Source organism: Synechococcus sp. C9, from assembly GCF_022984075.1.
Classification (GTDB): domain Bacteria; phylum Cyanobacteriota; class Cyanobacteriia; order Gloeomargaritales; family Gloeomargaritaceae; genus Gloeomargarita.
The window spans coordinates 1,602,355-1,627,622 of record NZ_JALAAD010000001.1 but is presented as its reverse complement, the minus strand read 5'-3'; the positions used below and the strand labels follow the sequence as shown (position 1 = coordinate 1,627,622).

19 protein-coding genes are annotated in these 25,268 nt (G+C 53.4%); 5 read left to right on the top strand and 14 right to left on the bottom strand.

Features of this window, described 5'->3' with window-relative positions:
• Nucleotides 1-62: 62 nt before the first annotated feature.
• The 9 genes from MLD66_RS08090 to MLD66_RS08050 all read right to left on the bottom strand — a co-directional run bounded on the left by MLD66_RS08090 (nt 63) and on the right by MLD66_RS08050 (nt 6,901).
• The gene (locus tag MLD66_RS08090; protein WP_247216777.1) at nt 63-431 is read right to left on the bottom strand and encodes a 2Fe-2S iron-sulfur cluster-binding protein; all 369 of its coding nucleotides are present in this window, start codon (nt 429-431) and stop codon (nt 63-65) included.
• The gene (locus MLD66_RS08085; RefSeq protein WP_247216775.1) at nt 432-1,820 is read right to left on the bottom strand and encodes an FAD-dependent oxidoreductase; all 1,389 of its coding nucleotides are present in this window, start codon (nt 1,818-1,820) and stop codon (nt 432-434) included.
• Nucleotides 1,821-1,823: 3 nt separating this feature from the next.
• Nucleotides 1,824-2,066: a hypothetical protein gene (locus tag MLD66_RS08080; RefSeq protein WP_247216773.1), complete on the bottom strand. Its 243-nt coding sequence runs from the start codon at nt 2,064-2,066 to the stop codon at nt 1,824-1,826.
• Between the two features lie 294 nt (nt 2,067-2,360).
• The gene (locus tag MLD66_RS08075; protein ID WP_281438412.1) at nt 2,361-2,906 is read right to left on the bottom strand and encodes a transposase; all 546 of its coding nucleotides are present in this window, start codon (nt 2,904-2,906) and stop codon (nt 2,361-2,363) included.
• Between the two features lie 431 nt (nt 2,907-3,337).
• A complete protein-coding gene (locus MLD66_RS08070) occupies nt 3,338-3,616 on the bottom strand; it encodes a Mo-dependent nitrogenase C-terminal domain-containing protein (RefSeq protein ID WP_247216770.1) in 279 nt (92 codons plus the stop codon).
• Between the two features lie 265 nt (nt 3,617-3,881).
• Nucleotides 3,882-4,703, bottom strand: coding sequence for an ATP-dependent sacrificial sulfur transferase LarE (larE, locus tag MLD66_RS08065; protein ID WP_247216769.1), 822 nt, complete (start codon nt 4,701-4,703; stop codon nt 3,882-3,884).
• A 36-nt stretch (nt 4,704-4,739) separates the two neighbouring features.
• Nucleotides 4,740-5,753, bottom strand: a complete 1,014-nt coding sequence (locus MLD66_RS08060) for an NAD(P)/FAD-dependent oxidoreductase (RefSeq protein WP_247216768.1) — start codon at nt 5,751-5,753, stop codon at nt 4,740-4,742.
• Between the two features lie 41 nt (nt 5,754-5,794).
• Nucleotides 5,795-6,253, bottom strand: a complete 459-nt coding sequence (locus MLD66_RS08055) for a DUF29 domain-containing protein (RefSeq protein ID WP_247216767.1) — start codon at nt 6,251-6,253, stop codon at nt 5,795-5,797.
• Between the two features lie 111 nt (nt 6,254-6,364).
• Nucleotides 6,365-6,901, bottom strand: a complete 537-nt coding sequence (locus tag MLD66_RS08050) for a peroxiredoxin (RefSeq protein WP_247216766.1) — start codon at nt 6,899-6,901, stop codon at nt 6,365-6,367.
• 175 nt (nt 6,902-7,076) lie between these two features.
• Here MLD66_RS08050 and MLD66_RS08045 point away from each other — a divergent pair, with 175 nt between their 5' ends.
• Complete coding sequence (locus MLD66_RS08045) at nt 7,077-8,720, top strand: ATP-binding protein (protein ID WP_247216765.1); 1,644 nt, start codon at nt 7,077-7,079, stop codon at nt 8,718-8,720.
• 379 nt (nt 8,721-9,099) lie between these two features.
• Nucleotides 9,100-10,131, top strand: a complete 1,032-nt coding sequence (locus tag MLD66_RS08040; protein ID WP_281438438.1) for an RNA polymerase sigma factor, RpoD/SigA family — start codon at nt 9,100-9,102, stop codon at nt 10,129-10,131.
• On the opposite strand, the gene MLD66_RS08035 is transcribed toward MLD66_RS08040, so the two are convergent.
• The 4 genes from MLD66_RS08035 to gcvP all read right to left on the bottom strand — a co-directional run bounded on the left by MLD66_RS08035 (nt 10,128) and on the right by gcvP (nt 20,236).
• Nucleotides 10,128-10,862: a DUF429 domain-containing protein gene (locus tag MLD66_RS08035; RefSeq protein ID WP_247216763.1), complete on the bottom strand. Its 735-nt coding sequence runs from the start codon at nt 10,860-10,862 to the stop codon at nt 10,128-10,130. The genes MLD66_RS08040 and MLD66_RS08035 overlap by 4 nt on opposite strands.
• Nucleotides 10,863-14,834, bottom strand: coding sequence for a magnesium chelatase subunit H (locus tag MLD66_RS08030; RefSeq protein WP_247216762.1), 3,972 nt, complete (start codon nt 14,832-14,834; stop codon nt 10,863-10,865).
• A 155-nt stretch (nt 14,835-14,989) separates the two neighbouring features.
• The gene (gene priA / locus MLD66_RS08025; RefSeq protein WP_247216761.1) at nt 14,990-17,371 is read right to left on the bottom strand and encodes a primosomal protein N'; all 2,382 of its coding nucleotides are present in this window, start codon (nt 17,369-17,371) and stop codon (nt 14,990-14,992) included.
• 12 nt (nt 17,372-17,383) lie between these two features.
• Complete coding sequence (gcvP, locus tag MLD66_RS08020) at nt 17,384-20,236, bottom strand: aminomethyl-transferring glycine dehydrogenase (protein ID WP_247216759.1); 2,853 nt, start codon at nt 20,234-20,236, stop codon at nt 17,384-17,386.
• 103 nt (nt 20,237-20,339) lie between these two features.
• Here gcvP and MLD66_RS08015 point away from each other — a divergent pair, with 103 nt between their 5' ends.
• On the top strand, nt 20,340-20,747 hold the full coding sequence (locus MLD66_RS08015) for a VOC family protein (RefSeq protein ID WP_247216758.1): 408 nt from the start codon (nt 20,340-20,342) through the stop codon (nt 20,745-20,747).
• A gap of 286 nt (nt 20,748-21,033) precedes the next feature.
• The gene (gene queF / locus MLD66_RS08010) at nt 21,034-21,438 is read left to right on the top strand and encodes a preQ(1) synthase (RefSeq protein WP_247216756.1); all 405 of its coding nucleotides are present in this window, start codon (nt 21,034-21,036) and stop codon (nt 21,436-21,438) included.
• Here queF and MLD66_RS08005 read toward each other — a convergent pair.
• Complete coding sequence (locus MLD66_RS08005; RefSeq protein WP_247216754.1) at nt 21,412-24,204, bottom strand: EAL domain-containing protein; 2,793 nt, start codon at nt 24,202-24,204, stop codon at nt 21,412-21,414. The genes queF and MLD66_RS08005 overlap by 27 nt on opposite strands.
• 194 nt (nt 24,205-24,398) lie before the next feature.
• Between MLD66_RS08005 and MLD66_RS08000 the strand changes: the two genes are divergently transcribed.
• On the top strand, nt 24,399-25,250 hold the full coding sequence (locus MLD66_RS08000; RefSeq protein ID WP_247216752.1) for a phycobilisome linker polypeptide: 852 nt from the start codon (nt 24,399-24,401) through the stop codon (nt 25,248-25,250).
• The last annotated feature ends 18 nt before the right edge of the window (nt 25,251-25,268 follow it).

The window sequence follows — 25,268 nt, the reverse complement described above, 5'->3', positions numbered from 1 at the left end:
TTTAAGTACTTGTTAGGATAAACCTTCTGCTCATCCCAATTCATGCGCCCATGATGCAACGCCTATTCCTCTTCCAAAGGCAACCCCACCCGCACCCGCCCTTTGCCAAAATACTGCCCAAACTGCAACTCGTATAATTCGTCCTCGTCCTGGGTCACTAACTCCAAATCCGACCGGGCATAGCCCACACAGGTCAGGGCATACCCCTGCGCCCGCAGTGCTGACGAAATCCCCAATGCCTCCGGTTGGTACACCTCCCCCTGTAACACTCGCACCCCACAGGTGGTACAACAGCCATTGCGACAGGCAAAGGGCAGGGCAATCCCCTGGGCTTCTAAACTCGTCAATAAATACTGATCCCCAGGCACCTGCGCCCGATAGATGGCATTTTTTTGCCGGTCGTGAATAATTACTTGATAATAACGTGGCATTTACAAACACGCTCCTTGGGCAATCAATTTCTGGCGTAACTGCACCCCATCCACCTGCCGGGGTGGAATTTGAGCATCCAAGGACATTCCCATCGCCACCGCCGCCGCTTCCCCCATCGCCCGACAGTTGGACTGCACCCGCACCGACCCCTGGGCCGCAAAGGTCGCCGACAGACACCGCCCCGCCACCAACAACTGCTCCACCCCCAGGGGCACCAGACAGCGGTAGGGAATTTCGTGGTACTCCCCCGGCGGCAGACGGGTCAACCCCGGACGCTGATCCTTGGTGGGACGGTGAATATCAATCGGGTAATTGTTGCGGGCAATGCCATCGGGAAACTTCCGTGCCCCCAACACATCCGCCTCCGTCAACACGTATTCCCCCACCATCCGCCGGGACTCCCGCACCCCCACCAAGGGCGCACTCAGCACCAGATAAGCGTTTTCACACCCCGGCAAATACCGCCGACAAAACGCCAAATACCGCCGCATCGCCCGCCGCCCCAAAATTTGCGCCTGGGTCAAATGCCAGGGATTCGTCCCATCCACCTGCCCACTGATGCGAGGGCAATTAAACGCCAACTCCCCCGGACGACCCGCCATCGTAAACACCTGGAAATACTCCCCATCCTCCGGCAGGAGCACCCCTTCTGCCACCGCCTGCTGAAACAACGGCTCCAAAGTCCAGCCCCGCCCCCACACCATCGCCGTATGGAGCAAAGGCACCTGGGAACCCTCCGCCTCCGGGAGAATTTCCGACCGCCCCAGGGAACGCAAAAACGCCGCCAACCGCTGTAAATCCACATTCCCCAGGTGAAACCGCACCGAAAACGGCTGATTCACCCCCGTCTCCGGGTCGCCACTGGCAAAGGGCACCCCCGCCCGAACCGCCACATCCCCATCCCCGGTGGCATCAATGGTACGCTGAGCGAAAATTGCCACCCGCCCCGCCTTATTGGTAACCACAATCCCCACCACCTGCCCCTCAGCGAGAATCACATCCTCAAAAAAACTGTAATACAAAAGCTGTGCCCCACTCGCCAACAGCATTTCCTCCAACACCCACTTCAGGGACTCCGGGTTAAACCAGCCCCGGTTGCCGTCCGACCAGACCCCTGATTCGTACAAATCATTCATGCGCCGGTTAATTTCCGCATCAATCCCCCCGTTGAGCGGCACCCCCTCCACCTGATTGGGCATCATCGGTGTCACCAACGCCCCGGTCTGGGTTCCCCCCACATACCCCAACTGCTCCACCACCAGCGTCCGATACCCCGTGCGCCCCGCCGCAATCCCCGCTACAGCCCCTGCGGTTCCCCCCCCGACCACCAAAATATCCACCTCGGCGAGGGTTGGTAGAGCGGTCATGTCCGTAAATGCTAATGCCATGATTTAACGACGCATGGGTGGCGGTGGAGGGGCATCCTGTTCCCCATTACATCCCTTCCAAGCCTCCCGCATCGCCAGCAAAGCTACTTCTAAGGGCATCTCGGTTAAACTTTTGCGGAAATGAAATTTCAAACTGGCAATTAGTTCCCGCACTTCCGGCGGAAAAGGCACTTTTGGTTGCATAGGTTGGGGAGAGGTGTTCACCGCCCCGGAGGGCAACACATGGGTCTGATCATATTCTGTCATGAACATCACCAAAAACAGGAGCAAAACAAGGGCATCAGGGACATGGCGATTGGATAATTATACCTAGAACTATGCTACAACCTTGATTCTAGGAATAATCCTAGAGAAATGACAAAATATTTACAATCCGTCAGGCTAAGTCAATCTGTAATACTCCTATGCAGTTAGTGGAAATAAATCTATATTTATAGCAATCCTCCTGAATTGGCAAACAGAAATTCCCCAGAACCAAGGGCGGGGGGTTCCCCCCTGCGACCGCTAACTTTGAATTTATAGAACCTGTTTGCAATCATTTTAAGCGATTCTACGTAGGATTAAGCGTATGGCACAAATTCTGATTTTTGTTTGACTTGTCTTGATTAAGCCTTCACAGTTTTTCCATAATACTCTGCATTGATTTATCCACGCATTGGTTCTTTCTACTATCCATCGCTTCGCAATCACCACAAATCCTTGCTTCTGTGGATTCTCTTTCTTCGATTTGGCTTTCTGTTCCGGTGTAATTTTTTTTGATATCTCAATGATTATCTTATTCCGCAAAAGTGGTTCCATTTTTTCTATCTCTTCTTCTAAATATCTTTTTTGATAGCCGTTATCTAGTAAAATTGTTACCTCTTGAGGCAGTTCTAAAAAGAATTGTTTATGCTCTCTTATTATTTCTAATAATCCATGATTGTCGCTCAGGCTTGCTTTACTACATAAGATAAAGTAGGGATTCCCTAAAGTATCCACCAATAAATGCCGTTTGATTCCGTTAGTGCATTTATAGTGACAAAATCCTTTCGTTTCAATGCCTGCTGTATCTGTGTTCTTCACACACATAGAGTCCCCTATGAGCAAGCTAGGATATTCTTTTTTTTAATCTCTCTCTTTCAATTTTCTCCAATGCTACCAATACCCTTTCCCAAGTACCATTATTTTGCCATCGCCGAAACTGAGAGTACACAGTCTGCCACTTGGGGAAATCTCGAGGTAAGTCTCGCCATTGACAGCCATTTTTGAGCTGATACATGATGGCATTCACGATGGCATGCCTTGAAACTACATGCTTTTTTGTCTTACTCTTTGGTAGATATTGGTCTAAAATCTCAAATTGTGATGCGCTTAAATTGGTTGTGTATGTCATTGCTCTACCTGTAATTTCTTTCTCCCAGTATAATTGCAAACAGGTTCTATAGAGACACCCATTATACAAATATTTTTGGAAAAGTAAATCCCGGGGGAATCACCCCTGTTGCCATCGCCCGTCCTTATGAATCAGTAATCAATAATCAATGGCAATAACAACTCACATCCTCCCCGCACTGATCCGCCAAAAAACACAACGCCCGCCAGCGTAATTGCATCAGTTCCCCGTACACCGGATTCAAATGACACAGTGCCGGAATCCGCAATATCCGCCGCCCCCGGAACCAGATTTCCCGCTCGAAGGGACACTGAGCCGGAATCCAACGGCAGAGACGGTGCGCCATTTGGGGGTCATGAATTTCCAACCCATTCAGCCAACGTTTCACAGGCATCCACAGCTTCAACCAAGAATCCACAGGCATGGACAACCTCACATAGAAGAACATGGGGTGAGAAGCAAGCCATGACTACTTCCGAAACCACCCATGCGGGTAAAAAATGCGGATTACAATGGGGCATACAAGTAGATAAACCCCACTGTTTAACCTATAACCCATACTAAAAAATTCCCCACACGGTTGCAGGTGACTTAGACTACATTTTCCACAAAAATCCCCACTTCACCGGACTTACGGGCAATTACTTTATTTAATTTTTTACAGAATTAATAAAACGTAATACGAGTTTTCAATCAGTTATATTCACCGGGTGAGGTGGGTTTAATTTGCCACTGCGAAACCCCTCCAAATCCAGAGTTACCCAGCGAAATCCCAACTCCTGGAAATAGCTGACCAGGGCGGGCAGATCCATCGTCTGCACAAAGGGGACAATCTGCTCAGCGGGAATTTCAATCCGGGCGGTTTCCCCCAGCGAGCGCACCCGCACCACCCGCCAGCCCAACTGCCGCAGGTATTGTTCCGCCCGTCCCACCCGGTAGAGTTTTGCCGCATCAATCGCCTCCCCCGCCGGAAATCGGGAACTCAGGCAAGGTTGCGCCGGTTTGTCCCACCAGGGTAGCCCCAGATGGCGAGACAGTTCCCGTACTGCCAATTTACTGATATTTAATTCACTCAAGGGCGAGCGCACCCCCCGTTCCCTCGCCGCCTGAATCCCCGGGCGATAATCCCGTTCATCATCCGCATTCACCCCATCTACAATCTGCCCTGAAGCGTAATTTTGTATTAAAACTTTGAGCCGCTCATGCAGTTCACTTTTGCAAAAATAACAGCGGTTGACCGGATTGGCGGCATAGTTGGGATTCGCTAATTCATTGGTAAAAAGCAATTCATGGGTAATGCCAATGTACTGGGCTTGTTCCTGGGCTGTCGCCAAATCCTCCGGCAGCAGGGAAGGGGATACGGCAGTTACGGCGAGGGCGTTTTCCCCCAGCACATCGTAGGCAATTTTAGCAACCAAACTGCTATCCACCCCGCCGGAGTAAGCGACCACCACCCGCTCCCAAGGTTGGAACCAGTCCTGCAATACTTCAAGTTGCTTTTGTATGTTCATTTACACTACATCTGCTGTATTATAAAATATCAGCTTTTAACCTGCTGGTAGGGGTTCAGGGGCAACCACCCGTTCTGTCCACACCCGGGGGGGATGGGTACGGCGGATCAGTCGCCAGATTTTGGTCGCCGCCAAACAGCCATCCGCTACCGCCACCGCCACCTGATTGACCCCTTTTTTCAAATCCCCAATCGCAAAAATCCGGGGGTGAGTGGTCTGGCAAAATTCATCCGTGACCAAATTTTCCCCATCCCAGGTGAGTTCGGGAATAGATTTTAAGTAATGGTTGTGATAAATCGAACCCATATTAATCAAGCCGGTGGTCACTGCAATCCGGCTCCCATCGGTAAATTCTACCCCTTGGAGTTGATGATTTTCCCCCAAAAAGCGGGCAATCGGGGTTTCAATCAGGGGATAACCATGTTCCCGCAAACGGGTTTTCATCGCTTCACTAACCGGGAATTTACCATTGGTTAATACGGTGATGTAAGGGGTAAACCAATTCAGAACAAAGGCGGCTTCAATTTGCGATTCTTTACCGGCAATTAAAATCGCTTTTTGATCCCACATATCAAACCCATCACAAATCATACAGACGTGCAAAGTATAGCCCGCATAATCATAGACATTTTGCATATCTTCAAGTTGGGGCAGAATGTCAATAATTCCGGTAGCGGCGACCAGATATTTAGCCTTAAAGGTCACATACATGGGATTGGTTTTCCCCACTTTTACCTGGATTTCTAAATAGTCTCCCTGGTCTTTTACCCCATCCACAAATGCCCGCAGGTGGTCTGCTCCCCAATGCAAAGCCGTATCCGTCCCATGTTTGAGCAAATCCCGCCCCGGCGTGTGGGGGTCAAGTCCCACATAATTCCGCAATTCTTGCATCCAGAGCGAGCGTCCTTTGCCCTTTTCAATCACCAAGCATTTCAACCCGTAGCGAGCCAGATAAATTGCCGCCGACAGCCCCCCGGCTCCCCCCCCCGCAATCACGGCATCGTAGAGGGTATCCAAACGTTGGTCGAGGTTTTTGCTGGTGAGTTTCATGGGGAATCAATTATGGTTCGATACAAGTATAGGATAGGATTTTAAGGGCAGGTTGGGTGGGGATGTAAATCCTCGGGGAAATTGGGGTCAAGCAGTTGGGTGACGGTGTAGATGGGGGTTGCGGGCAAGTCGGCATAGTCTAAGGGTGTTTCTAAAACCACCAAGTCTAAACCCATCTGATGAGCTTTAGGGATAACTTCAGGTAAATAGGATTGGAGGCTGGGATTTTCTGCCAGAATGTCCATGATTTCCCGGCGTTGATTCCGAATGGTTACCCGCCAACTTTTGCTCCGGTTTTTGGGTTGGAAATGCCATTTGAGTAAATGCCCGATTAAAATACCCAGCCGATTTTTTAATTCCCGCCGCTGTTGTTTGCCCAAGGACTCGATTTCCTCGATAAGATTACCAACATCCAAACATTCAAATTTACCCTGTTTGAGCAGAGTAGCTTGTTCCTGCGTCCAGGCGTAAAAATCAGTTTCGTAGAGGGTATTGAGCATGAATTTTATCCCCCAAGATAATGCGGTATTAGGCAAGATTTTACAAGCAGGGCTAGGGGAATTTCATCATGCTAAGTTCATAAATAAAATCCCCCTTGCCAGCCCATTGCCTTAGGATTTTAGGGATTTGAGATAATTCAACATGGTATCCGCATCGGAGACTTCAAAGGGGTCAATCGGGCAATCATCGCTAAAGTTGGGTTCGATGAACATTTTTTCAATCACCCCATCATTCACATACATGGAATAACGCCAGGAACGCATCCCAAACCCCAGATTATCCTTGCGTACTAACATTCCCATCTTGCGGGTAAATTCCCCGGAACCATCGGGCAATAAAAATACATTTTTCACCCCCTGTTGTTTGCCCCATTGGTACATGACAAAGGCATCATTCACCGACAGGCAAATCACCGCATCAATCCCCAGGGCACGAAACTCATCGTAAAGTTCTTCATAGCGGGGTAAATGGGTGCTGGAACAGGTGGGGGTAAAGGCTCCCGGTAGGGCGAATAAAACTACCTTTTTGCCGCCAAAAATATCCTGGGTGGTCAGGTCTTGCCACCGAAAGGGGTTGGGACCACCCACCGACTCATCCCGCACCCGGGTCTTGAACACCACATCCGGTACACGCTCTAGGACTGCCATTTTGCCCTCCTGGGTCACTGCATCCTTACCATAGCAGAAGCCGTTTCCCCGCTTAGTTACCTGGGGGTAACAAAAAAATTTTGGTAAATTGGGGTTACTTTGGGTTGAATTATCCCCAAAAGAGGGCAATTCGGATTAGTATAGAACCAATTTATTCTGGGTACGAAAAGAATTTATGACCACCATGCCTCCGCTCGGTTCTGTCATTCAAGGGTCACTCACCCAAGGTTTAGAAGTGCGGTTACATCCTGATATTTCCGTTGAGGATTTACGGGTGGGCAAATTTTTGGTGGTGCAAGGACGCAGGGCACGGTTTTTTTGTATGCTCACGGATGTGGTCTTGGGCACCGCCAGCCCCCGGATTCTCGCCGATCCCCCCGCACCCCACAATCAATTCCTCACTCAGGTTTTGGCGGGGACGGGCACCTATTCGACGGTGAATCTTAGCCCCATGTTGACCCTGATTACCGGGGATGGGGATCAGCCAATGGAACTTCTACCGGTGAAAACCGTACCCAGCCATTTCAGCCAGGTTTATGATGCTTCGGAGCAGGATTTTCGCTCGGTTTTTGGGTGGGAGGATGACCCGCACCGGCGCAATTTTGCCATCGGTCGCCCCCTGGATATGGATGTGCCCATCTGTATTGATCTAGACCGGTTTGTGGAGCGGAGCAATGGCATTTTTGGGAAATCGGGGACGGGGAAATCCTTTTTGACCCGCCTATTACTCTGCGGCATTATTCACAAACAGGCGGCGGTGAACTTGATTTTTGATATGCACTCGGAGTACGGCTGGGAGGCGATGAAAGAAGGTAAAGATGTCTCGATGGTGAAGGGGTTACAGCAGTTATTTCCTGACCAGATTAAAATCTACACCCTTGACCCGGCTTCGACCCAACGGCGGGGGGTGCGCCATGCCCAGGAATTGTGGATTAGTTTAGACCAAATTGAAGTAGAGGATTTGGAACTTCTGCGGGAGGTGTTAAATCTTTCCGAAGCCAGTTTGGAAAATGCCAACATTCTGCGGGCGGAATTTAATAAGCAATGGATTGCCCAGTTACTGCAAATGTCGAACGATGACATTCAGGAATTTTGCCAGACCAAACGGGGCAGTCCGGCGGCAATCATGGCACTACAACGCAAACTCCAACGGTTGGAAAATCTCACCTATATCCGTTCCGGTTCGGCGAACAATTACGTGAACCAAATCCTGCGGGACCTAGATGCCGGGCACCATGTGGTGGTGGAATTTGGCTCCCAGTCTAACCTGTTGGCTTATATGTTGGCGACCAATATCATTACCCGCCGGATTCACAGTTCCTATGTGAAAAAAGCGGAGAAATTTCTGCAAAGTAAAGACCCCAGCGACCGTCCCCGGCAGTTGGTGATCACCATTGAGGAGGCGCACCGGTTTTTGAACCCAGGGGTGGCACACCAGACCATTTTTGGCACCATCGCCCGGGAAATGCGGAAGTATTTTGTCACGTTGTTGGTGGTGGATCAACGCCCTTCTGGGATTGACAACGAGGTGATGTCCCAGATTGGCACCCGGATCACGGCGTTATTAAATGATGAAAAGGACATTGATGCGATTTTTACCGGGGTTTCCGGCGGTCAGGGACTGCGTTCGGTGCTGGCGAAATTAGATTCCAAACAACAGGCACTGGTGCTGGGTCATGCGGTGCCCATGCCGGTGGTGGTGCAGACTCGCCCCTACGACATGACCTTTTACCAGGAATTGGGGTACCTGGATACCCAACGGGATCGGGACAAAATCCTTGCCCGTGCCCAGTCCGCCCGCCGGGATTTGGGCTTCTAGGGAACTTTTGCCCCTGGGAGAACGTTTCTTAAAAGACTAGGTGTGGGAACCCACCCCCCAGGTGACTATGCATTTCTGAGATACTGAAGGATGAGAAGGGTTAAACTTCGTCTGGGACTCAATCCAACCGCTCCCGCCCAACGTATCAGTTTACATAAGGATACATTTGGTTTACCATGTTAATAGAAACACTTACTGCTACCGTCCCCATTCCCCTGTGGTGCTCCCGTTCCTAGAGACCTATTGGGATTCCTGGTTCTTGGTCTATTTGCTCGTTTCTGCGACGGGAACCTATTGCTGATTGGCTCAACTGAACCGCGACCCCTGGGAAAAGTTTTCATCCACCTCGCCCCTGAATGCCCCAACTATGATTGAACCCATGACTGACTACACCGAAGCCCTCACTGATTTGGACAGCCCCCTGACTTCCCCCGGTGACTTGGAACCGACGGGTGGGCGGCGGGGAGCGGTGACCCCGGATATGGTTCGCACCTACCTGCAGGAGATTGGGCGGGTGCCGCTGTTGACCCATGAGCAGGAAATTGTCTTTGGCAAGCAGGTGCAACAGATGATGCAGTTGCTGGAACTGCGGGATAAAATTGCCGCCGAAACCGGGCAAACCCCGGATATGGAACTCTGGGCGGAAAAAGCCGGGATGACGGTGACGGCTCTGCAAGACACCCTGCGCCGGGGGCAACGGGCAAAACAACGGATGATCGAAGCGAATTTGCGCTTGGTGGTCTCGATTGCCAAAAAGTATCAGAAACGCAACCTGGAACTGCTGGATTTGATCCAGGAGGGCACCCTGGGCTTGGAGCGGGGGGTGGAAAAGTTTGACCCGACCCGGGGCTACAAATTCTCCACCTATGCCTATTGGTGGATTCGCCAAGCCATCACCCGGGCGATTGCCCAGCAAGCCCGCACCATCCGTTTGCCGATTCACATCACCGAAAAGCTGAACAAGATCAAAAAAACCCAGCGGGAGTTGTCCCAGCAGTTGGGGCGGTCGGCGACGCCCTCAGAGATTGCCCAAGCCCTGGAGTTGGAACCAGCCCAGATTCGGGAATACCTGCTCATGTCCCGCCAGCCCATCTCGATGGATTTACGCATCGGGGACAACCAGGACACGGAACTGGGGGAATTGCTGGAGGACCGGGGGATTTCGCCGGAGGATTTCACCACCCGGGAAGCCCTGCGGGGGGATTTGGAGCGGTTGATGGCGGAACTCACGCCCCAGCAGCGGGAGGTGATCAGCCTGCGCTTCGGTCTGCAGGACGGCAAGGAATTGTCCCTGTCTAAGGTGGGCAAACGGTTGAACCTGTCCCGGGAGCGGGTGCGCCAGTTGGAACAGCAGGCACTCGAACACCTGCGGCGGCGGCGGGTCAACATCCGGGAATACCTGGCGAGCTAGGCATCAGGGCGACAACGGCGATGGGGTACGACAATGTACCCCTCCTGTTCATTGCCCAACACCTGGTTTTTCGCCTCCCCCCAGTACCACCAGTAGGCGCACACGTAGGCGCACACCAGGGCATCCAGTTGGTCTTCCAGGATTTTTAATTGGGTGGTTTTGTCGGGAATATCCGGTAATGATCTTGATAGATTTAATGGGGGTTCCGAGGTAATTAAGGTTAGTAGTAAATTGCGTAATTTATTTAATTCCTTCTGCCGCTCCGCCACTGCCCCTTTTTTGTACTTGAGGATTTTTTCTAAATCAAATAAATGCACGACGGCTGGGTGGGGAAACACCTCGATCTGCCAACGGTCGGGCTTTTGGGGAATGATGTGGGTGCCATGCCGAAACTGCCGTTGAACGAGAGCTTGCCCAAACCCCACCGTACGGCTGGCAAACGGACGGCTTAAATTCGCCGGGTAGCACCCCGCATGGTAGCGACGGAAATAGCGATGGGTCAACCGATCCGCCAAGCGCATCCCCGTCCCATTCGTAATCACCGTGGGCGCATCCACCGCTATGGCTGCGGGTTGCCCTGGGGGTGCCCAGGTGTCCACCCAAGATAAAATTGCTTCCGTCGCTTGCTTACGGTCTAAATCCCGCAGGACAAGTGCATTACCCTCCCAGGCGAGACAGCAGAGACCCGATGCGCCGGAACTCCAGCCCAGGTCAATCCCCAGAAACCGCAACTAGGACACCCCTTCGATCCGGTCTTCGATGTCCTGGTACAGCTGTTGTAAGCGTTGGATATTTTCCGGGCTGGTCTGCCAATAGCCCCGCCCATGCACTTCCAAGAGGGTGCCCACCATCCGCCGGAAGGAGTGGGGATTCAGGTTCATCAACCGTTCCCGCATTTGGGGGTCGTTGATATAGGTGTTGTTGGCATCCTCGTAAATCCAATTGTCCACCGCCCCCGCCGTCGCCGACCAGCCCAGGGTGTTGTTCAACCGCTTGGCAATTTCCCGCACCCCTTCGTACCCATGTTGTAATAACCCCTCGTACCATTTGGGGTTGAGCAACTTAGTCCGGGAATCCAGGCGCACCGTCTCGCTCAAACTCCGCACCCGGGCATCCGGCGTGGTGGAATCGGCGATATAGGCTTGGGGAAGTTTGCCATCCTTGCGTAACCCAGCGACAACTTTGGTCGGGTCAGAATCAAAGTAATGGGACACATCCGTGAGGGAAATTTCCGAGGAATCCAAATTTTGCAGGGTCACATCCACCCGTTGCAAACTGCTTTGAAAGAGTTGGGCATTTTGGCGCATCGTCCCTGGGGCATCTGCATCAAAGGCGTAGGATTTGCGACTTAGATACATTTCTTGCAAGTCTTTTTCTTGCTCCCAGGTACTATTTTCCACCGCCAAATTCACGTTCGCCGCATAGGAACCCGACGCATTGGAAAACACCCGGGTTGCCGCCTGCCGTAGGGGAATATTTAACTCTTGCGCCTGTTCCAAAGCGTGTTTGCGGACAAAATTCAATTCCAGGGGTTCCTCCGCTTCAGCGGCTAATTTCACCGCCTGGTCAATCAAATACATTTGATTCAAAAACAAATCCCGGAACACGCCCGAACAATTCACCACCACATCAATCCGGGGTCGCCCCAATTCTTCTAAGGGAATCAGGTGCAATTTATTCATCCGCCCCAGGGCATCCGGCAGGGGTTTTACGCCCACCAACCAGAAAATTTGCGCCAGGGATTCCCCGTAGGTTTTGATATTATCCGTGCCCCACAACGTACAGGCAATGCTCTCCGGGAATGCCCCCCCCGACTCCTGACGATAGCGGTCCAACAACCGATTCACAATCACCTGCGCCTGTGCCACCGCTGCCGCCGTAGGAATGGATTGGGGGTCGAGGGCGTGGATATTTTTCCCGGTGGGCAAAACCTCCGGGGTACGCACCGGGTCACCGCCGGGACCAGGGACAATATATTCGCCTTCTAGGGCTTTTAATAATGCGCCCAATTCGTTATCGGCGACGATCAATTCCAAACATTGCGCCAAATAATTCATCAAGGGTTGCAACTGCACCTGTTCCAATTGGGGGTAATCGGTTTTTAACACCTGAAACCAGGGTTCCTGCGCCCCCAAACCAAAGAAATTAAAGCGAGAGGTGCGCCCAATTCGCCCTTCCTGATCCGTCACGGTTTGCACCAGGGTCTCAATCGCTTTTTGGGTGTGATTTTGCAGTTTTTCGAGTAGTGTGACCGCCTCTAAATTGCCCTGGTTGCTCAGGCGATAAATATCATCCAAATCCTGCCCCAAACTACGTGCCAAAATTCGGGGTAAACTTTCTAAACCATCCTCCGGGCGATCCACTTTAGCAATGCTCACCAACGTTGCAATCGCTTCCTGTGCCGATGGGGGTTGCCCAATCACGTGCAATCCAAAGGGCAACAAACGGGACTCAATATCCATCAATTGCCGGTAAATTTTCCCCACCAATTCATCCCGTTGTGCTGGTGTTAAACTCGCCGCCTCCTGATCGGGTAAGGGCACATCCTGGTCTAAATTCACCAGCCGACATTGCTCCATGATGCTATTAATAATTGCCTCACTGCGCCCGGAATCTTTGAGGGTTTGATAGGAACTGATCAGTTCTTTTAATTCCCGCAACCCCTTGTACAACCCCGCCTGATCCGCCGCCGGGGTGAGGTAGCTAATGGTGGTCGCATAACCCCGCCGCTTGGCAATCGTAGCTTCGGAAGGATTATTCGCCGCATAGTAATAGAAATTCGGCAATTCCCCAATCAAATTATCCGGGTAACAATCCCCCGACAAACCCATCTGTTTCCCCGGCATAAATTCCAAGGAACCATGCGTCCCAAAATGCAGAACCGCATCCGCCTGCCAAATGTGATTCAAATAGGTGTAATAGGCGGCAAAACCATGATGGGGACTCGCCGAACGGGAAAATAGCAAACGCATCGGGTCACCCTCGTACCCAAAGGTGGGTTGTACCCCGATAAATACATTCCCAAAATGTTTCCCGTAGATGAGTAAATTCTGCCCATCACTGTTTAATTGCCCCGGCGCTGGTCCCCACTGTTCCACAATCCGTTCATAGTAAGGGGTAAACCGCTCATATTCCGGCACGGACATTTTGTAGGCAATATTCAAATTCGGACTACCAATTAGGGCTTGCCGGTCATGTAAAACCGCTTCCATCAGGGCTTCCGCATCCGCAGGCATTTCCTCAACGTGATAGCCATTATTACGCAGAGCTTCTAATACCCGATAAATGGAACCAAACACATCCAAATAAGCCGCCGTCCCCACATTGCCCTTATCCGGTGGAAAACTAAACACGGTAATGGCAATTTTTTTCTGGCATTTGGGTTTTCGGCGCAAATTTGCCCATTGCAGTACCCGTTTGGCTAATAATTCCACCCGGTCTTGTAGGGCAATTGCTTTCCCCGTTGCCCCATCCCGCCCGGATAAAATGATTGGTTCAATCGCCCCATCCAACTCAGGAATGGCAATTTGTAGTGCCACTTGAATCGGGTGCAATCCCAAATCGCTCGCCTGCCACTCTTCGGTGGTTTGAAACACCAAGGGCAGGGAAACAATGTAGGGACGATTGAGTTTTTTCAGGGCTTCCACCGCCTTGGGATGATCCTGTCGGGCGGGTCCCCCCACTAGGGCAAACCCAGTTAAGGAAACCACCACATCCACCAGCGGTTTTTGGGGGGGTTTGGGATGATAAAAATAGGCTTCGACGGGCTTGGAAAAATCTAAACCTCCCGCAAATACTGGAATTACCCTGGCACCCAAACATTCCAACTCCTGCACCATCGCCACATAATGGGCATCATCCCCGGTGATCAAATGGGTTCTTTGCAATACCAAACCCACCGTTGGGGCTAAGGGGTCCCGCAATTCTTCCCTAATATCCCACCGCTGATCGTACCATTGTAAATACTCAGGCAAAGACTCAAACATCCGGTCGGCTAGGGGATGCCAAATCCCCATATCGGGATAGGTTACCGGCTCTTGAAACGTTAATTTTTGTTCCACCTGGGGCAGATATTTATCCGCCAACATCAGCAGAAAATTGCGAATATTTTCCTGCGACCCTCCCAACCAATACTGAAAACTCAGCATGAAATTCCGGGCATCTTGCGCCTTATCCAGGGGCAGATATTTCAACACCTTGGGCAGGGTTTGCAACAGCTTCAACATCCCATCTTGAAAGGAAGACCCGGCGGCTTCTTTGCGTTTCCGCATGAACTGGGCAATGGCACTTTTGGACTGCCCCAACTGCGCCATCGAAAAGGTTCCCATCTTGTTCAGCCGCATCACCTCCGGCAGGGAAGGAAACACCACAATGGCGTGCAATTTTTCCCGGTAAGGGGTTACCGCTTGGACAATTTTTTGCGCCAAATCTTCTACGAAAATTAACGACGCAATGAACACATCCGCCTGGGCAATATCCGCCTGAAATTGTTGATAGTTTTCCGGGGAACGCAATTCCTCAATTAAATAACCACTCAATTGCACCGCCAAATGCCCCGGCTGACTGTTGATTGCCCGTGCCGCCGCCGTCAACGTACTTTGGTATTGGGGTTCCAATAACACATACACCACCCGCATCACAGTACGGTTTTCCACATTTTCTGGCTCTAACTGACGGATAGCAGGCTTGACGTAGGTGAACATAGGTCGCTGTCACACAAATTGGTCTATGAGTATTCTTACCGAAAACCCACCCCGCCGTTGCCCTCTGCCCCGTGACCGCAACAATTTGATACCTTGCTTCACATCGAGATAAATTTATTGCAAATTGGCAATTTTTTTGTTAAAGGCTAGGACAGCTACAGCAATTCCAGCGGGTCCACATCAATCAACAACTGCACCCCCGGCGGACAGAGGCGATGCAAGGGCTGGAGGTTGGGCGGAGGGGAATTGTCCGTATTTTTTAATAACAATTGCCAGCGGTAGCGGTTGGCGATGCGGGGGATAAAGGCGGGGGCTGGACCAATACATTCCCAGGTTTCATCCTGCAATTGTAATGCTAATTTCTGGGCGGTTTGCTCAACCAAGCCAGCGTCCAGACCACTCAAGCGCAGGAGAATTAACCTGCCCCAGGGGGGATACCCCAACTCCCGGCGGGACTGCAATTCCTGCTCCAGAAAGTCTGGGTATTGATAGCGGCAAACGGCGGATAGCACTGGGTGTTCATAGCTATAGGTTTGGATGATCACCTCACCGGGTTGGTCGCCCCGCCCCGCCCGCCCCGCCACCTGCACCAGGGTTTGCGCCGCCCGCTCCTGCGCCCGGTAATCCCCCAGGTGCAACAGCCCATCCGCCGCCAACACCACCACCAGGGTCACGTTCGGCATATCCAGCCCCTTGGTGAGCATCTGGGTTCCCACCAGCACATCCGCCGCCCCGTTCTGAAACGCCTGCATGATTTCCTGATGCGCCCCTTTGGTAGTGGTACTGTCCCGGTCATACCGCAACACCCGCAACTCCGGGTACAACCGCCCCAATTCCTGCACCACCCGCTGGGTGCCACAGCCAAAATGTTTGAGAAAGGCGGAACCACAGGCGGGACAGCGTTGCGGTTGTAGTTGCCGCCAATTGCAGTAATGACAAAATAATAAAGGTTGCTGGTTGGCTTCCGGCTGATGGTAGGTGAGGGACACATCGCACCGGGGACAGGGCAGGACATAACCACAGGCACGGCAGGATACGAACGTACTGTGACCCCGGCGGGGGACAAACACAATCGCCTGTTGCCCCTGCGCCCGCAATTGCCCGAGTTTTTCCTGAACCAGTTGGCTGAACAGGGAGAAATTTTTTTTCGCCAATTCCACTCGCATATCCACCAACCGCATGGGCGGCAAGGGACGAGCAGGCACCCGCTCCGGTAGGGATAGGTAATGAATGCCCCCCGCCAACCGTTGCCAGGTTTCTGCACTGGGGGTCGCCGAACCCAACACCATCGGACAGGCTACGGCTTGTGCCCGCCACTGGGCTACCGTCCGGGCATGGTAACAAGGGGTCATCTGGCTCTGTTTGAAACTGGCATCGTGCTCCTCATCCAGAATCACCAACCCCAATCGGGGCAACGGAGCAAACACCGCCGACCGGGTGCCAATCACCACCCCCGCTGACCCCTGCCAAACCGCCCGCCAGGTATCGTACCGCTCCCCCTCCGACAGCCCGCTGTGATACACCCACACCCGCTCGCCAAACCGTGCCCGAAACCGCTCCGTCAACTGGGGAGTCAGACCAATTTCCGGGATCAGGACTAAGGCTTGTTTTCCCTGCGCCAACACCCCGGCAATCACCTGTAAATACACTTCCGTCTTGCCCGAACCCGTGATCCCGTGCAGTAATATTTCCGTATATTGTTGGGACGCTATCGCCTGGGTAATGTGCGCCACCGCCTGTTGCTGGGCTGGGGTCAAACTGCGGGGTTGATCCGCTGTCACCGCCCCCATCTCCCGCCGGAGCCACTGCCGTTTTTCGCAACTCACCACCCCCAATTCGGCTAATTTTTCCAGGGTGCTGGCACTGGTTTTGACCTGCTTTTGTAATTCATGCCACCAGAGTTCTCCCCCCCGGTGCCGCAAAACCTCCACCACCCGTTGCTGGGCTGGGGTCAAAGTCGTAGTGTCCCCCGTCCCCAACATCACCAACTTCCGGTACTGCGCCTGGGGGGAACCGGGGAAATAGCAGTAACTTGTAATTAAACCATACCGAGCCAATTCCCGCAGTGCCGCCCCACAACCCGGTACCTTTTGCTCCAGATACCGGCGGCTGTAGTCCCCGCTTCCGGTACTCAGCACCTCCCAGAGCGTTTGCGCCTTAGCTGACAGGGTAGGGGGAGCCTCGGTTGCCGTCACCTTAATCCGGGTTTGACTGCGACGAAAGACCCCCGGCGGTAATGCTAAACGCAATACATTGACCAGGGACGTTTGGTAGTAATCCGCCACCTTTTGTAATAACGGCAAGTAATCGCCTGGGAATAACTGGGTCTGGACAATGGCAGTAATGGGTTTCACCTGCGCCGCCGTTATCCCAGGGGGCAATTGCGCCGCCCAGCCCAGCACCAACCCCGCCACCGACCGACCGGACAGGGGCACCTGCACCACATCCCCCGGGGTGACCCCCGCCAGCGCTTGATAGGTCAGGACTGCGGTTGAGCCGGGGACATCCACCAGCACCTCGACCCAGGGGGCGGACATCCTTAAAGTTCCTTAATGGTCGTCATCCAGTAGGGGTGGACAACTACAGACCAGGTGGCGATCCCCGTAGGCATTGTCAATCCGAGCCACCGGTGACCAAAATTTATATGCCCGTAACCCCGCTACCGGATAGGCAGCCTGTTCCCGACTGTAGGGATGATGCCAGGTATCTGTAATGACAACTTCCGCCGGGTGGGGGGCATTTTTGAGCAGATTATCCTGGGGGTCCGCCTGCCCCTGGGCAATCGCCATCGCCTCGTGGTAAATACCAATCATCGCCTCGCAAAACCGGTCCAACTCCCGCAGGGATTCGCTTTCCGTCGGTTCCACCATCATCGTCCCCGCCACCGGCCAGGACACGGTCGGCGCATGAAACCCGTAATCCATCAACCGTTTCGCCACATCCTCCACCTCCACCCCCGTCTGAGCCTTCAAAGGGCGCAAATCCAAGATACACTCGTGCGCCACCCAGCCATACTTGCCCCGATACAGCACCGGGAAATAGGGGTCTAAGCGTTGGGCAATGTAATTCGCATTCAAAATCGCCAAACGGGTCGCCTGGGTCAAACCTTCTGCTCCCATCAGTACCATATACATCCAAGAGATGGGCAAAATACTGGCACTACTCCAGGGAGCCGCCGCAATTGTCCCGATACTCTGATCGCCGCCTGTAGGGATCAGCGGATGAGTGGGCAGAAAGGCTTGCAAATGCTCCGCCACCACAATCGGCCCCATCCCCGGCCCGCCCCCCCCATGCGGAATGCAGAAGGTTTTATGCAAATTCACATGGCAGACATCAAACCCCAATTCCCCCGGACGACACAAGCCCACCAGCGCATTCAGGTTCGCCCCGTCCAGATACACCTGCCCCCCAAACGCATGCACCACCTGGCACAACTCCCGCACCCCGGTTTCAAACACCCCGTGCGTCGAGGGATAGGTGAGCATCAATGCGGCTAATTCGTCTGCATATTGGCTGGCTTTTGTGTGTAAATCGTCACTATTCACATTCCCCTGTTTATCGCAGGCGATCGGCACCACCTGGAACCCCGCCATCACTGCACTCGCTGGATTCGTACCATGCGCCGACTGGGGAATCAGACACACCCGGCGTTGGGGTTCTCCCCGCTGTTGATGGTACTGACGAATGACTAACAACCCCGTCAATTCCCCCTGGGAACCCGCATTCGGTTGCAACGACACCCCCGGCAGACCGGTCATATCCGCCAACCAGGTGGTCAAATCCCGAAACAGGCGTTGATACCCCTGGGTTTGTTCCAACGGCACAAAGGGATGAATTTGATTAAATTCGGGCCAGGAAATCGGCACCATTTCACTCGTGGCATTCAATTTCATGGTGCAGGAACCCAAGGGCATCATCGCGGTTGTGAGGGACAAATCCCGACTTTGTAAGCGATAAAGGTAGCGTAAAAATTCTGTTTCCGAATGATATTGCCGAAACACTTCCTGGGTGAGAAAATCCCCGGTTCGCGCCCACATTTCTGGGTACTCATATGCCGTCTGATCCACCCATTCCTGAAACGCAAAGGGCAATTCCTGACCCCCGTTCAATAGACGCAGTAACCGTTCCACATCCGACCATTCAGTGGTTTCATCCAAACTGATTCCCACCCCTTCAGGATAAAACCAATTTAGATTAATTTGAGCCTGGTAAAAGCGTTCCTGAAGTGCCTGACGTTGGGCAGAATTTAATTCCAAAAAAACCGTATCAAAAAATGCCTGCAACCGCACCGCATAACCCAATTGGGCACAGCCTTTCGCCAACACCTGCGCCTGATGATGAATTTGCTGGGCAATGCGCCGCAACCCCTCGGCTCCGTGATAGACCCCGTACATACTCGCCACCACCGCCAACAGTACTTGTGCTGTACAGATATTGCTGGTCGCCCGCTCCCGGCGGATATGTTGTTCCCGGGTTTGCAGAGCCAATCGTAGCGCAGGTCGTCCCTGACTATCCTTGGATAAACCCACCATCCGTCCTGGCACCTGCCGTTTGTACATGGAGCGAGTCGCAAAATAGGCCGCATGGGGGCCCCCATAGCCCAGGGGCACGCCCAACCGTTGGGTACTGCCAACCGCAATATCCGCTCCCCAAGCCCCCGGTGGTTTCAACAGTGCCAAACTCAACACATCAGCGGCCATGATCCGTAATGCCCCGACTGCTTGCGCCTGAGCGAAAACCGGCTGGGGATCAACCAAAACCCCATAGGAATTGGGATATTGTACCAAACAACCACAGGTGGTTTCATCCAAATGAAAATCTGCCAGCGGGGCAATGCGTAAATCCATACCCAGGGCTGTGGCACGGGTTTGCAGAACCGCCAACGTTTGCGGCCAGCAGTGCTGATCCACCCAAAAGACCCGCCGTTGTTGATGATGCACCTGATAGCTCAAAATCATCGCTTCCGCCGCCGCCGTTGCCTCATCCAACAGGGACGCATTGGCAATTTCTAACCCCGTCAATTCCGTAATCAAGGTTTGAAAATTGAACAACGCCTCCAGACGACCTTGGGCAATTTCCGCCTGATAGGGCGTATAGGACGTGTACCAACCCGGATGTTCTAAAATGTTGCGCTGAATGACGGGCGGAGTAATGCAATTGTAATAACCCATTCCCAGAAAACTTTGCCAAAGTTGGTTCTGTTGTGCCAGGGCTTTGAGGGTTTTCAGGGCTTGATACTCCGTCTGTGCCGCTGGGGTATGCAGGGGTGTTTGGGTGCGTAGCTGTGCCGGTACTACCTGGTCAATCAAGGTATCGAGGTCAGGACAGCCCAAAAAGCGCAGGATGATGGCTTGATCCTCAGAAGTCAGCCCCAAATGGCGGCGGGCAAAAGCATCGGTCATGGGTCGCAGGTCGTGATACTCCCATCCACCCTAGCGCATGGCACCATAAACTGGTGGATAATGGTGGGCGGGAATGATTTTAGTGACCCTTGCGGGATTGGTAATGTCAAAGTTAATCCAATATCATCATATTGCGATTCGCACCGGCAATATTCATCGGGCGATGGAATTTTATACAGTCTTGGGGTTTGCAGTCATTGAGCGATTTACGGCGGGGATCACGTTAGCCTGTTGGTTGGAAGGGCTGGGCACCCGTTTGGAATTGATGCAAGTACCCCTGCCCCGTCCCGCTCCCGATGCCTTTGGGGATGAACATTATGTGGGTTATTATCATCTTTCTTTTCGGGTCGAAAACTTGGAAAATCTTCTCAACCAACTGAGGGAACAATTACCCGAGCCACCAAAAGTATTACTTGCACCAACACCCCAAACCATTGGGCAAAAAAATTATCGAGTGGCGTTTATTCAAGACTACGATGGGTTACCGATTGAACTAATGGAAATCCTGTAGCAATCTTCAATGGATTACGCAATATAGCCATCCTAACTGAGTTTAGAACAGGGGTCACAGGGGCACCGCCCCCGGCCTTGGTTCTGGGGAATCTCGCTTCTCACTCCTCACTTCTCACTCCTTGGCATTGTGAGTAAATTTTATACTTAAAAAATCAAGGGTTACAAGGGCGTTGTCCCCATATTTGACTCTGAAAAATTTCTGTTTGTTCATCGAATCGGATTGCCATATTCCCATCCATTGCCCAGGATTGTTATAGTGATAAAGTCTATGCCCTTTTGCCCCGATGACCACCACCTCGGAACCCTACGGCGAGCGATTGATCCGGGAAGGGGAACTGCTCACCTTTCCCAACCCTCGCCCCGGTCGGCATTATTGGATTCGCATTACCCTGCCCGAATTTACCTGTAAATGCCCCTTTTCCGGCTACCCTGATTTTGCCACCATTTACCTGGACTACATTCCTGACCAGCGGGTGGTAGAACTTAAATCCATCAAACTATATATCAATAGTTATCGGGATAAACGGATTGCCCACGAAGCCGCCGCCAACCAAATTCTGGATGATTTTGTCGCCGTTGCCGCCCCTCTTGCGGTGCGTTTGAAAGCGGATTTCAACCCCCGGGGGAATGTGCATACCGTGATTGAAGTGGTCTATCCCGATTCACCAACCGGGGGACTGGCGGAGTAATTGCTCCACGTCCGCACTGGGTAAGGGTCGGGAAAACAAAAACCCCTGGGCATACTGGCAGTTTAAGTTTTGGAGTAACTGGCGTTGCGCCCGGGTCTCCACCCCCTCAGCGATCACATCCATCTGCAGGCTTTGGGCGAGGGACATGATGGTGCGGATGATTTCCCCCGATTCCCGGTCATGCTCCGCCTGGGAGACAAAGGATTGGTCAATCTTCAAGCGGTCAATGGGAAAGCGATGCAGACGACTTAAGGACGAATGCCCTGTACCAAAATCGTCAATACAGGCATCCACCCCCAAATCCTTAAGTTTTTTCAAAATCGTCACCGCCTCGTCGTAGTCGCCCAACACACTCTCGGTGATTTCCAAGCGCAAAAACTGGGGGTCTAACCCCGTCTCCGTGAGGATTTCCCCGACCTGTTCCAGCAAATGGGGTTGCAAAAGTTGTCGCCCGGAAAGGTTGACGCTGATGGTGAGGAGGTCGGCTCCCGGTAGGTTTTTTTGCCACTGGCGCATCTGCTGACAGGACTGGTGCAGTACCCACCGCCCCAAAGGGAGGATCAACCCGGTTTCCTCCGCCAAGGGGATAAATTCCCCCGGGGACACCAAGCCCCACTGGGGATGCCGCCAGCGCACCAACGCCTCAAACCCGGTCAACCCGCCGGTCACCAAGGAAACAATTGGCTGGTAAAAAATGCACAATTCCTGCCGTTCAATCGCCCGCCGTAAATCCGTCTCCACCTGAAGCAGGCGCAGAGCTTGGACGTGCATGGCATGGTCAAAGACGACGGTACAGGCTTTCCCCTGCAATTTCGCCTGGTGCATCGCCGCATCCACATCCCGTAGCACCTCCTCCGGGCGGGTATAGTGCCCCGGTCCCAGCACCACCCCAATACTGGCACTGGTAAACACCTCCAGCCCATCCGTTTCCAGGGCAAAGGGTTCCCGAAATACCCGATGAATCTGCTCGGCGATCAAACGGGCATCCAGGGCACTGGTGATCCCATGCAGTAAAATGGCAAACTCATCCCCCCCAAACCGTGCCAGCACATCCCCCGGGCGCAGACAGGCGCGCAACTGCCGGGCAATCGCCACCAACAACCGGTCGCCGCTCATGTGCCCCAAACTGTCATTGACAATTTTGAAACGGTCTAAATCTAAAAACAAAACCGCAAAATTCACCCCCTGGGGGCAATCCTGACGACGGCGCAATGCCTGCTCCAAACATTCCAAAAACAAAGCCCGATTCGCCAAATCCGTCAGGGAATCGTGGGTGGCATCGTAGCGCAGTTGGGATTCCGTCTGCTTGCGCTGGGTAATATCCGTTTGGGAACCCGCCATCCGGTACACCTGCCCGTCCGTATCCCGCACCGCCAATCCCCGGCAAAGCATCCAGCGGTAGGTACCATCCCGATGCACTACCCGATGTTCGCTTTCAAAATGGGGGGTCAACCCGGTCAAATGCGCCGCCAATTCCTTCCGCACCCGGTCCCGGTCCTCCGGGTGAATCCGGTCCATCCACTCATCCGGGTTGGGGCTGATTTCCCCCGCCTCGTAGCCCAACATCTCCTGCCACCGGCTGGAAAAATACATGGCATTGGTACTCAAATCCCAGTCCCAGAGACCATCATTCGCCCCCGCCACCGCCAGGGCATACCGCTCCCGACTTTCCCGCAATGCCTGCTCCACCCGCCGCCGCTCGGTAATGTCACTGAACGTACAAATCACCTGCACCACCTGCCCTTTGTCATCCACCTGGGGTTCCGCCGTCACCAACAACCACACCCGGTCCTGATACCGTTGGCGATAGACCCCCATCACCAGGTTGCGGACACTCTGTCTATCCGCCACAGCCCGTACCACCGGTAAATCCTCCGCCGCCATCGGGTTCCCTTCCTCATCAATCACATTCCAATAGGGTGCCCGCAGATGGTAGCGCCGCAACTCCCGCTCCGTCAGCCCGAGCATAGCCAACGCCGCCCGATTGGTCAGAACCACTTCCCCCTGGGGATTCCACAACTGCACCCCCACCTGCAAATCCTCAATCAACCGCCGGAACCGGTCCTCGCTATAACGCAGTTGGGCTTCCACCCGCCGCCGCTCCGTAATGTCCACCCCGACAAACACGGCGGCACGCCCCTGCTGGTATTTTTGCGCCATGACCAGAAACGTTTTATGGCTACCGTCTCCCACCGGCACCTGCAATTCCAACTCCCGTTGCAGATGGGGATCGGGGTCGGCAAACACCCCCCGGACAAACTCGTTAAACACCGGATCAGGGCTGAGAAACCCCACCTCACGCCCCGGAAACGCCGTCACGGGCAAATTCAACGAATGCGCCAACTGGCGATTCACCCCCAAATACCGCAAATCCTGACCAATCCAGGACACCGTACCCGGAAACGCATCCAAAACCGTTTGCAACTCCTCCCGATCCATTTCCCCCGGAGCCGTCAGGGTCGTCATATCCAGCACCCAACCCAACCGCTGACCCCGCCACACCTGTCCAATCACCCACAACCAGCGCCACCCGCCCCGGGGTAATAGCCACCCATGCCCCACGCGCAACTCCCCTTCCCCCGCCAACCAATCCTGCCAAGCCTTTTGTACCTGCGCCTGTTCCGCCACTGGCACCCGCTCCCACCACTGGTCAAGGGAACACACTTCCCCGCTCAATTCCAGTTGGGTTGCCAACTCAGGCGTGCAACGGATACCCGCCGGTTCCCACTCCCATCGCCCGCACACCGTCGGTTCCGACCTACTCATGCGCCCTTGCCCAAACAGGCTGTATCCTCCATCTTAACCAGCCTGTCCATCCCATCCATCGCTGGCGGCAATTCCCAGGTAAACATCAATAATTGCTAAATGAAGCTACATTTTATTGCGAAAACTGGGCGCATTTATAAACTTTTCACCATTTTATTAGAAAATTCAGAACCGAACCCCCATTTGGAGTTGTTATGACCCAATCCACCTCCGCCCAAAACCTGGGCATCAGCGATTTTTCCCCGCAAGACCGCATCGAATGGCGCAGTCCGATGGACACAGACCTGGTGATCCGCGCCGTTTACCGCCAAGTCCTGGGCAACGATTACCTAATGAAAAGTGAACGGCTCACCTACGCCGAATCCCAACTCCGTAACGGCAACATCACCGTGCGGGAATTGGTGCGGGCGGTCGCCAAATCAGAACTGTATAAACAAAAATTCTTTTACCCCAATGCCAACAACCGTTTCATCGAACTGAATTACAAACACCTGCTGGGGCGGGCACCCTACGACCAAAGCGAAATCAGCTTTCACCTGGACTTGTACCATGCCCAGGGCTACGATGCGGAAATTGACAGCTACATTGACAGCCCGGAGTACCAAGCCAATTTTGGGGAACATACCGTTCCCACCTACCGGGGCTTTTGGACGCAACCGGGGCAAAAAATTGCCGGATTTACCCGCATCTTCCGGCTCTACCGGGGCTATGCCAACAGCGACCGGAGCCAACTGGAACGCACCAGCCCCCGCTTGAACTGGGAATTGGCGCAAAACAAAGCCAGCACCGTCGTGGGTCCCGCCGGGGTGAATGATGCCTGGGCCTACCGTGCCCCCCAAAACACCGTCACCCAATCCCGCCAAGGTCCCACCCTCGGCCAGGATGCCCGGATGTACCGGGTGGAAGTCGCCGGTTTGGCTGGCCCGGGCTATCCCAAGGTGCGCCGGGTGACCACCAGCTTTTTGGTGCCCTACGACCAACTGCTCCAGCGGATGCAACAAATCCACCGCCAAGGGGGACGGATCGCCGGGATCACACCAGCCTAACGTGCCAATTTAGCCAGG

Coding starts and splice junctions, on each gene's coding strand:
- MLD66_RS08090 (WP_247216777.1), bottom strand. CDS start 431: ATGCCACGTTATTATCAAGTAATTATTCACGACCGGCAAAAAAATGCC.
- MLD66_RS08085 (WP_247216775.1), bottom strand. CDS start 1,820: ATGGCATTAGCATTTACGGACATGACCGCTCTACCAACCCTCGCCGAG.
- MLD66_RS08080 (WP_247216773.1), bottom strand. CDS start 2,066: ATGACAGAATATGATCAGACCCATGTGTTGCCCTCCGGGGCGGTGAAC.
- MLD66_RS08070 (WP_247216770.1), bottom strand. CDS start 3,616: ATGCCTGTGGATTCTTGGTTGAAGCTGTGGATGCCTGTGAAACGTTGG.
- larE (WP_247216769.1), bottom strand. CDS start 4,703: ATGAACATACAAAAGCAACTTGAAGTATTGCAGGACTGGTTCCAACCT.
- MLD66_RS08060 (WP_247216768.1), bottom strand. CDS start 5,753: ATGAAACTCACCAGCAAAAACCTCGACCAACGTTTGGATACCCTCTAC.
- MLD66_RS08055 (WP_247216767.1), bottom strand. CDS start 6,253: ATGCTCAATACCCTCTACGAAACTGATTTTTACGCCTGGACGCAGGAA.
- MLD66_RS08050 (WP_247216766.1), bottom strand. CDS start 6,901: ATGGCAGTCCTAGAGCGTGTACCGGATGTGGTGTTCAAGACCCGGGTG.
- MLD66_RS08045 (WP_247216765.1), top strand. CDS start 7,077: ATGACCACCATGCCTCCGCTCGGTTCTGTCATTCAAGGGTCACTCACC.
- MLD66_RS08040 (WP_281438438.1), top strand. CDS start 9,100: ATGACTGACTACACCGAAGCCCTCACTGATTTGGACAGCCCCCTGACT.
- MLD66_RS08030 (WP_247216762.1), bottom strand. CDS start 14,834: ATGTTCACCTACGTCAAGCCTGCTATCCGTCAGTTAGAGCCAGAAAAT.
- priA (WP_247216761.1), bottom strand. CDS start 17,371: ATGTCCGCCCCCTGGGTCGAGGTGCTGGTGGATGTCCCCGGCTCAACC.
- gcvP (WP_247216759.1), bottom strand. CDS start 20,236: ATGACCGATGCTTTTGCCCGCCGCCATTTGGGGCTGACTTCTGAGGAT.
- MLD66_RS08015 (WP_247216758.1), top strand. CDS start 20,340: ATGTCAAAGTTAATCCAATATCATCATATTGCGATTCGCACCGGCAAT.
- queF (WP_247216756.1), top strand. CDS start 21,034: ATGACCACCACCTCGGAACCCTACGGCGAGCGATTGATCCGGGAAGGG.
- MLD66_RS08005 (WP_247216754.1), bottom strand. CDS start 24,204: ATGAGTAGGTCGGAACCGACGGTGTGCGGGCGATGGGAGTGGGAACCG.
- MLD66_RS08000 (WP_247216752.1), top strand. CDS start 24,399: ATGACCCAATCCACCTCCGCCCAAAACCTGGGCATCAGCGATTTTTCC.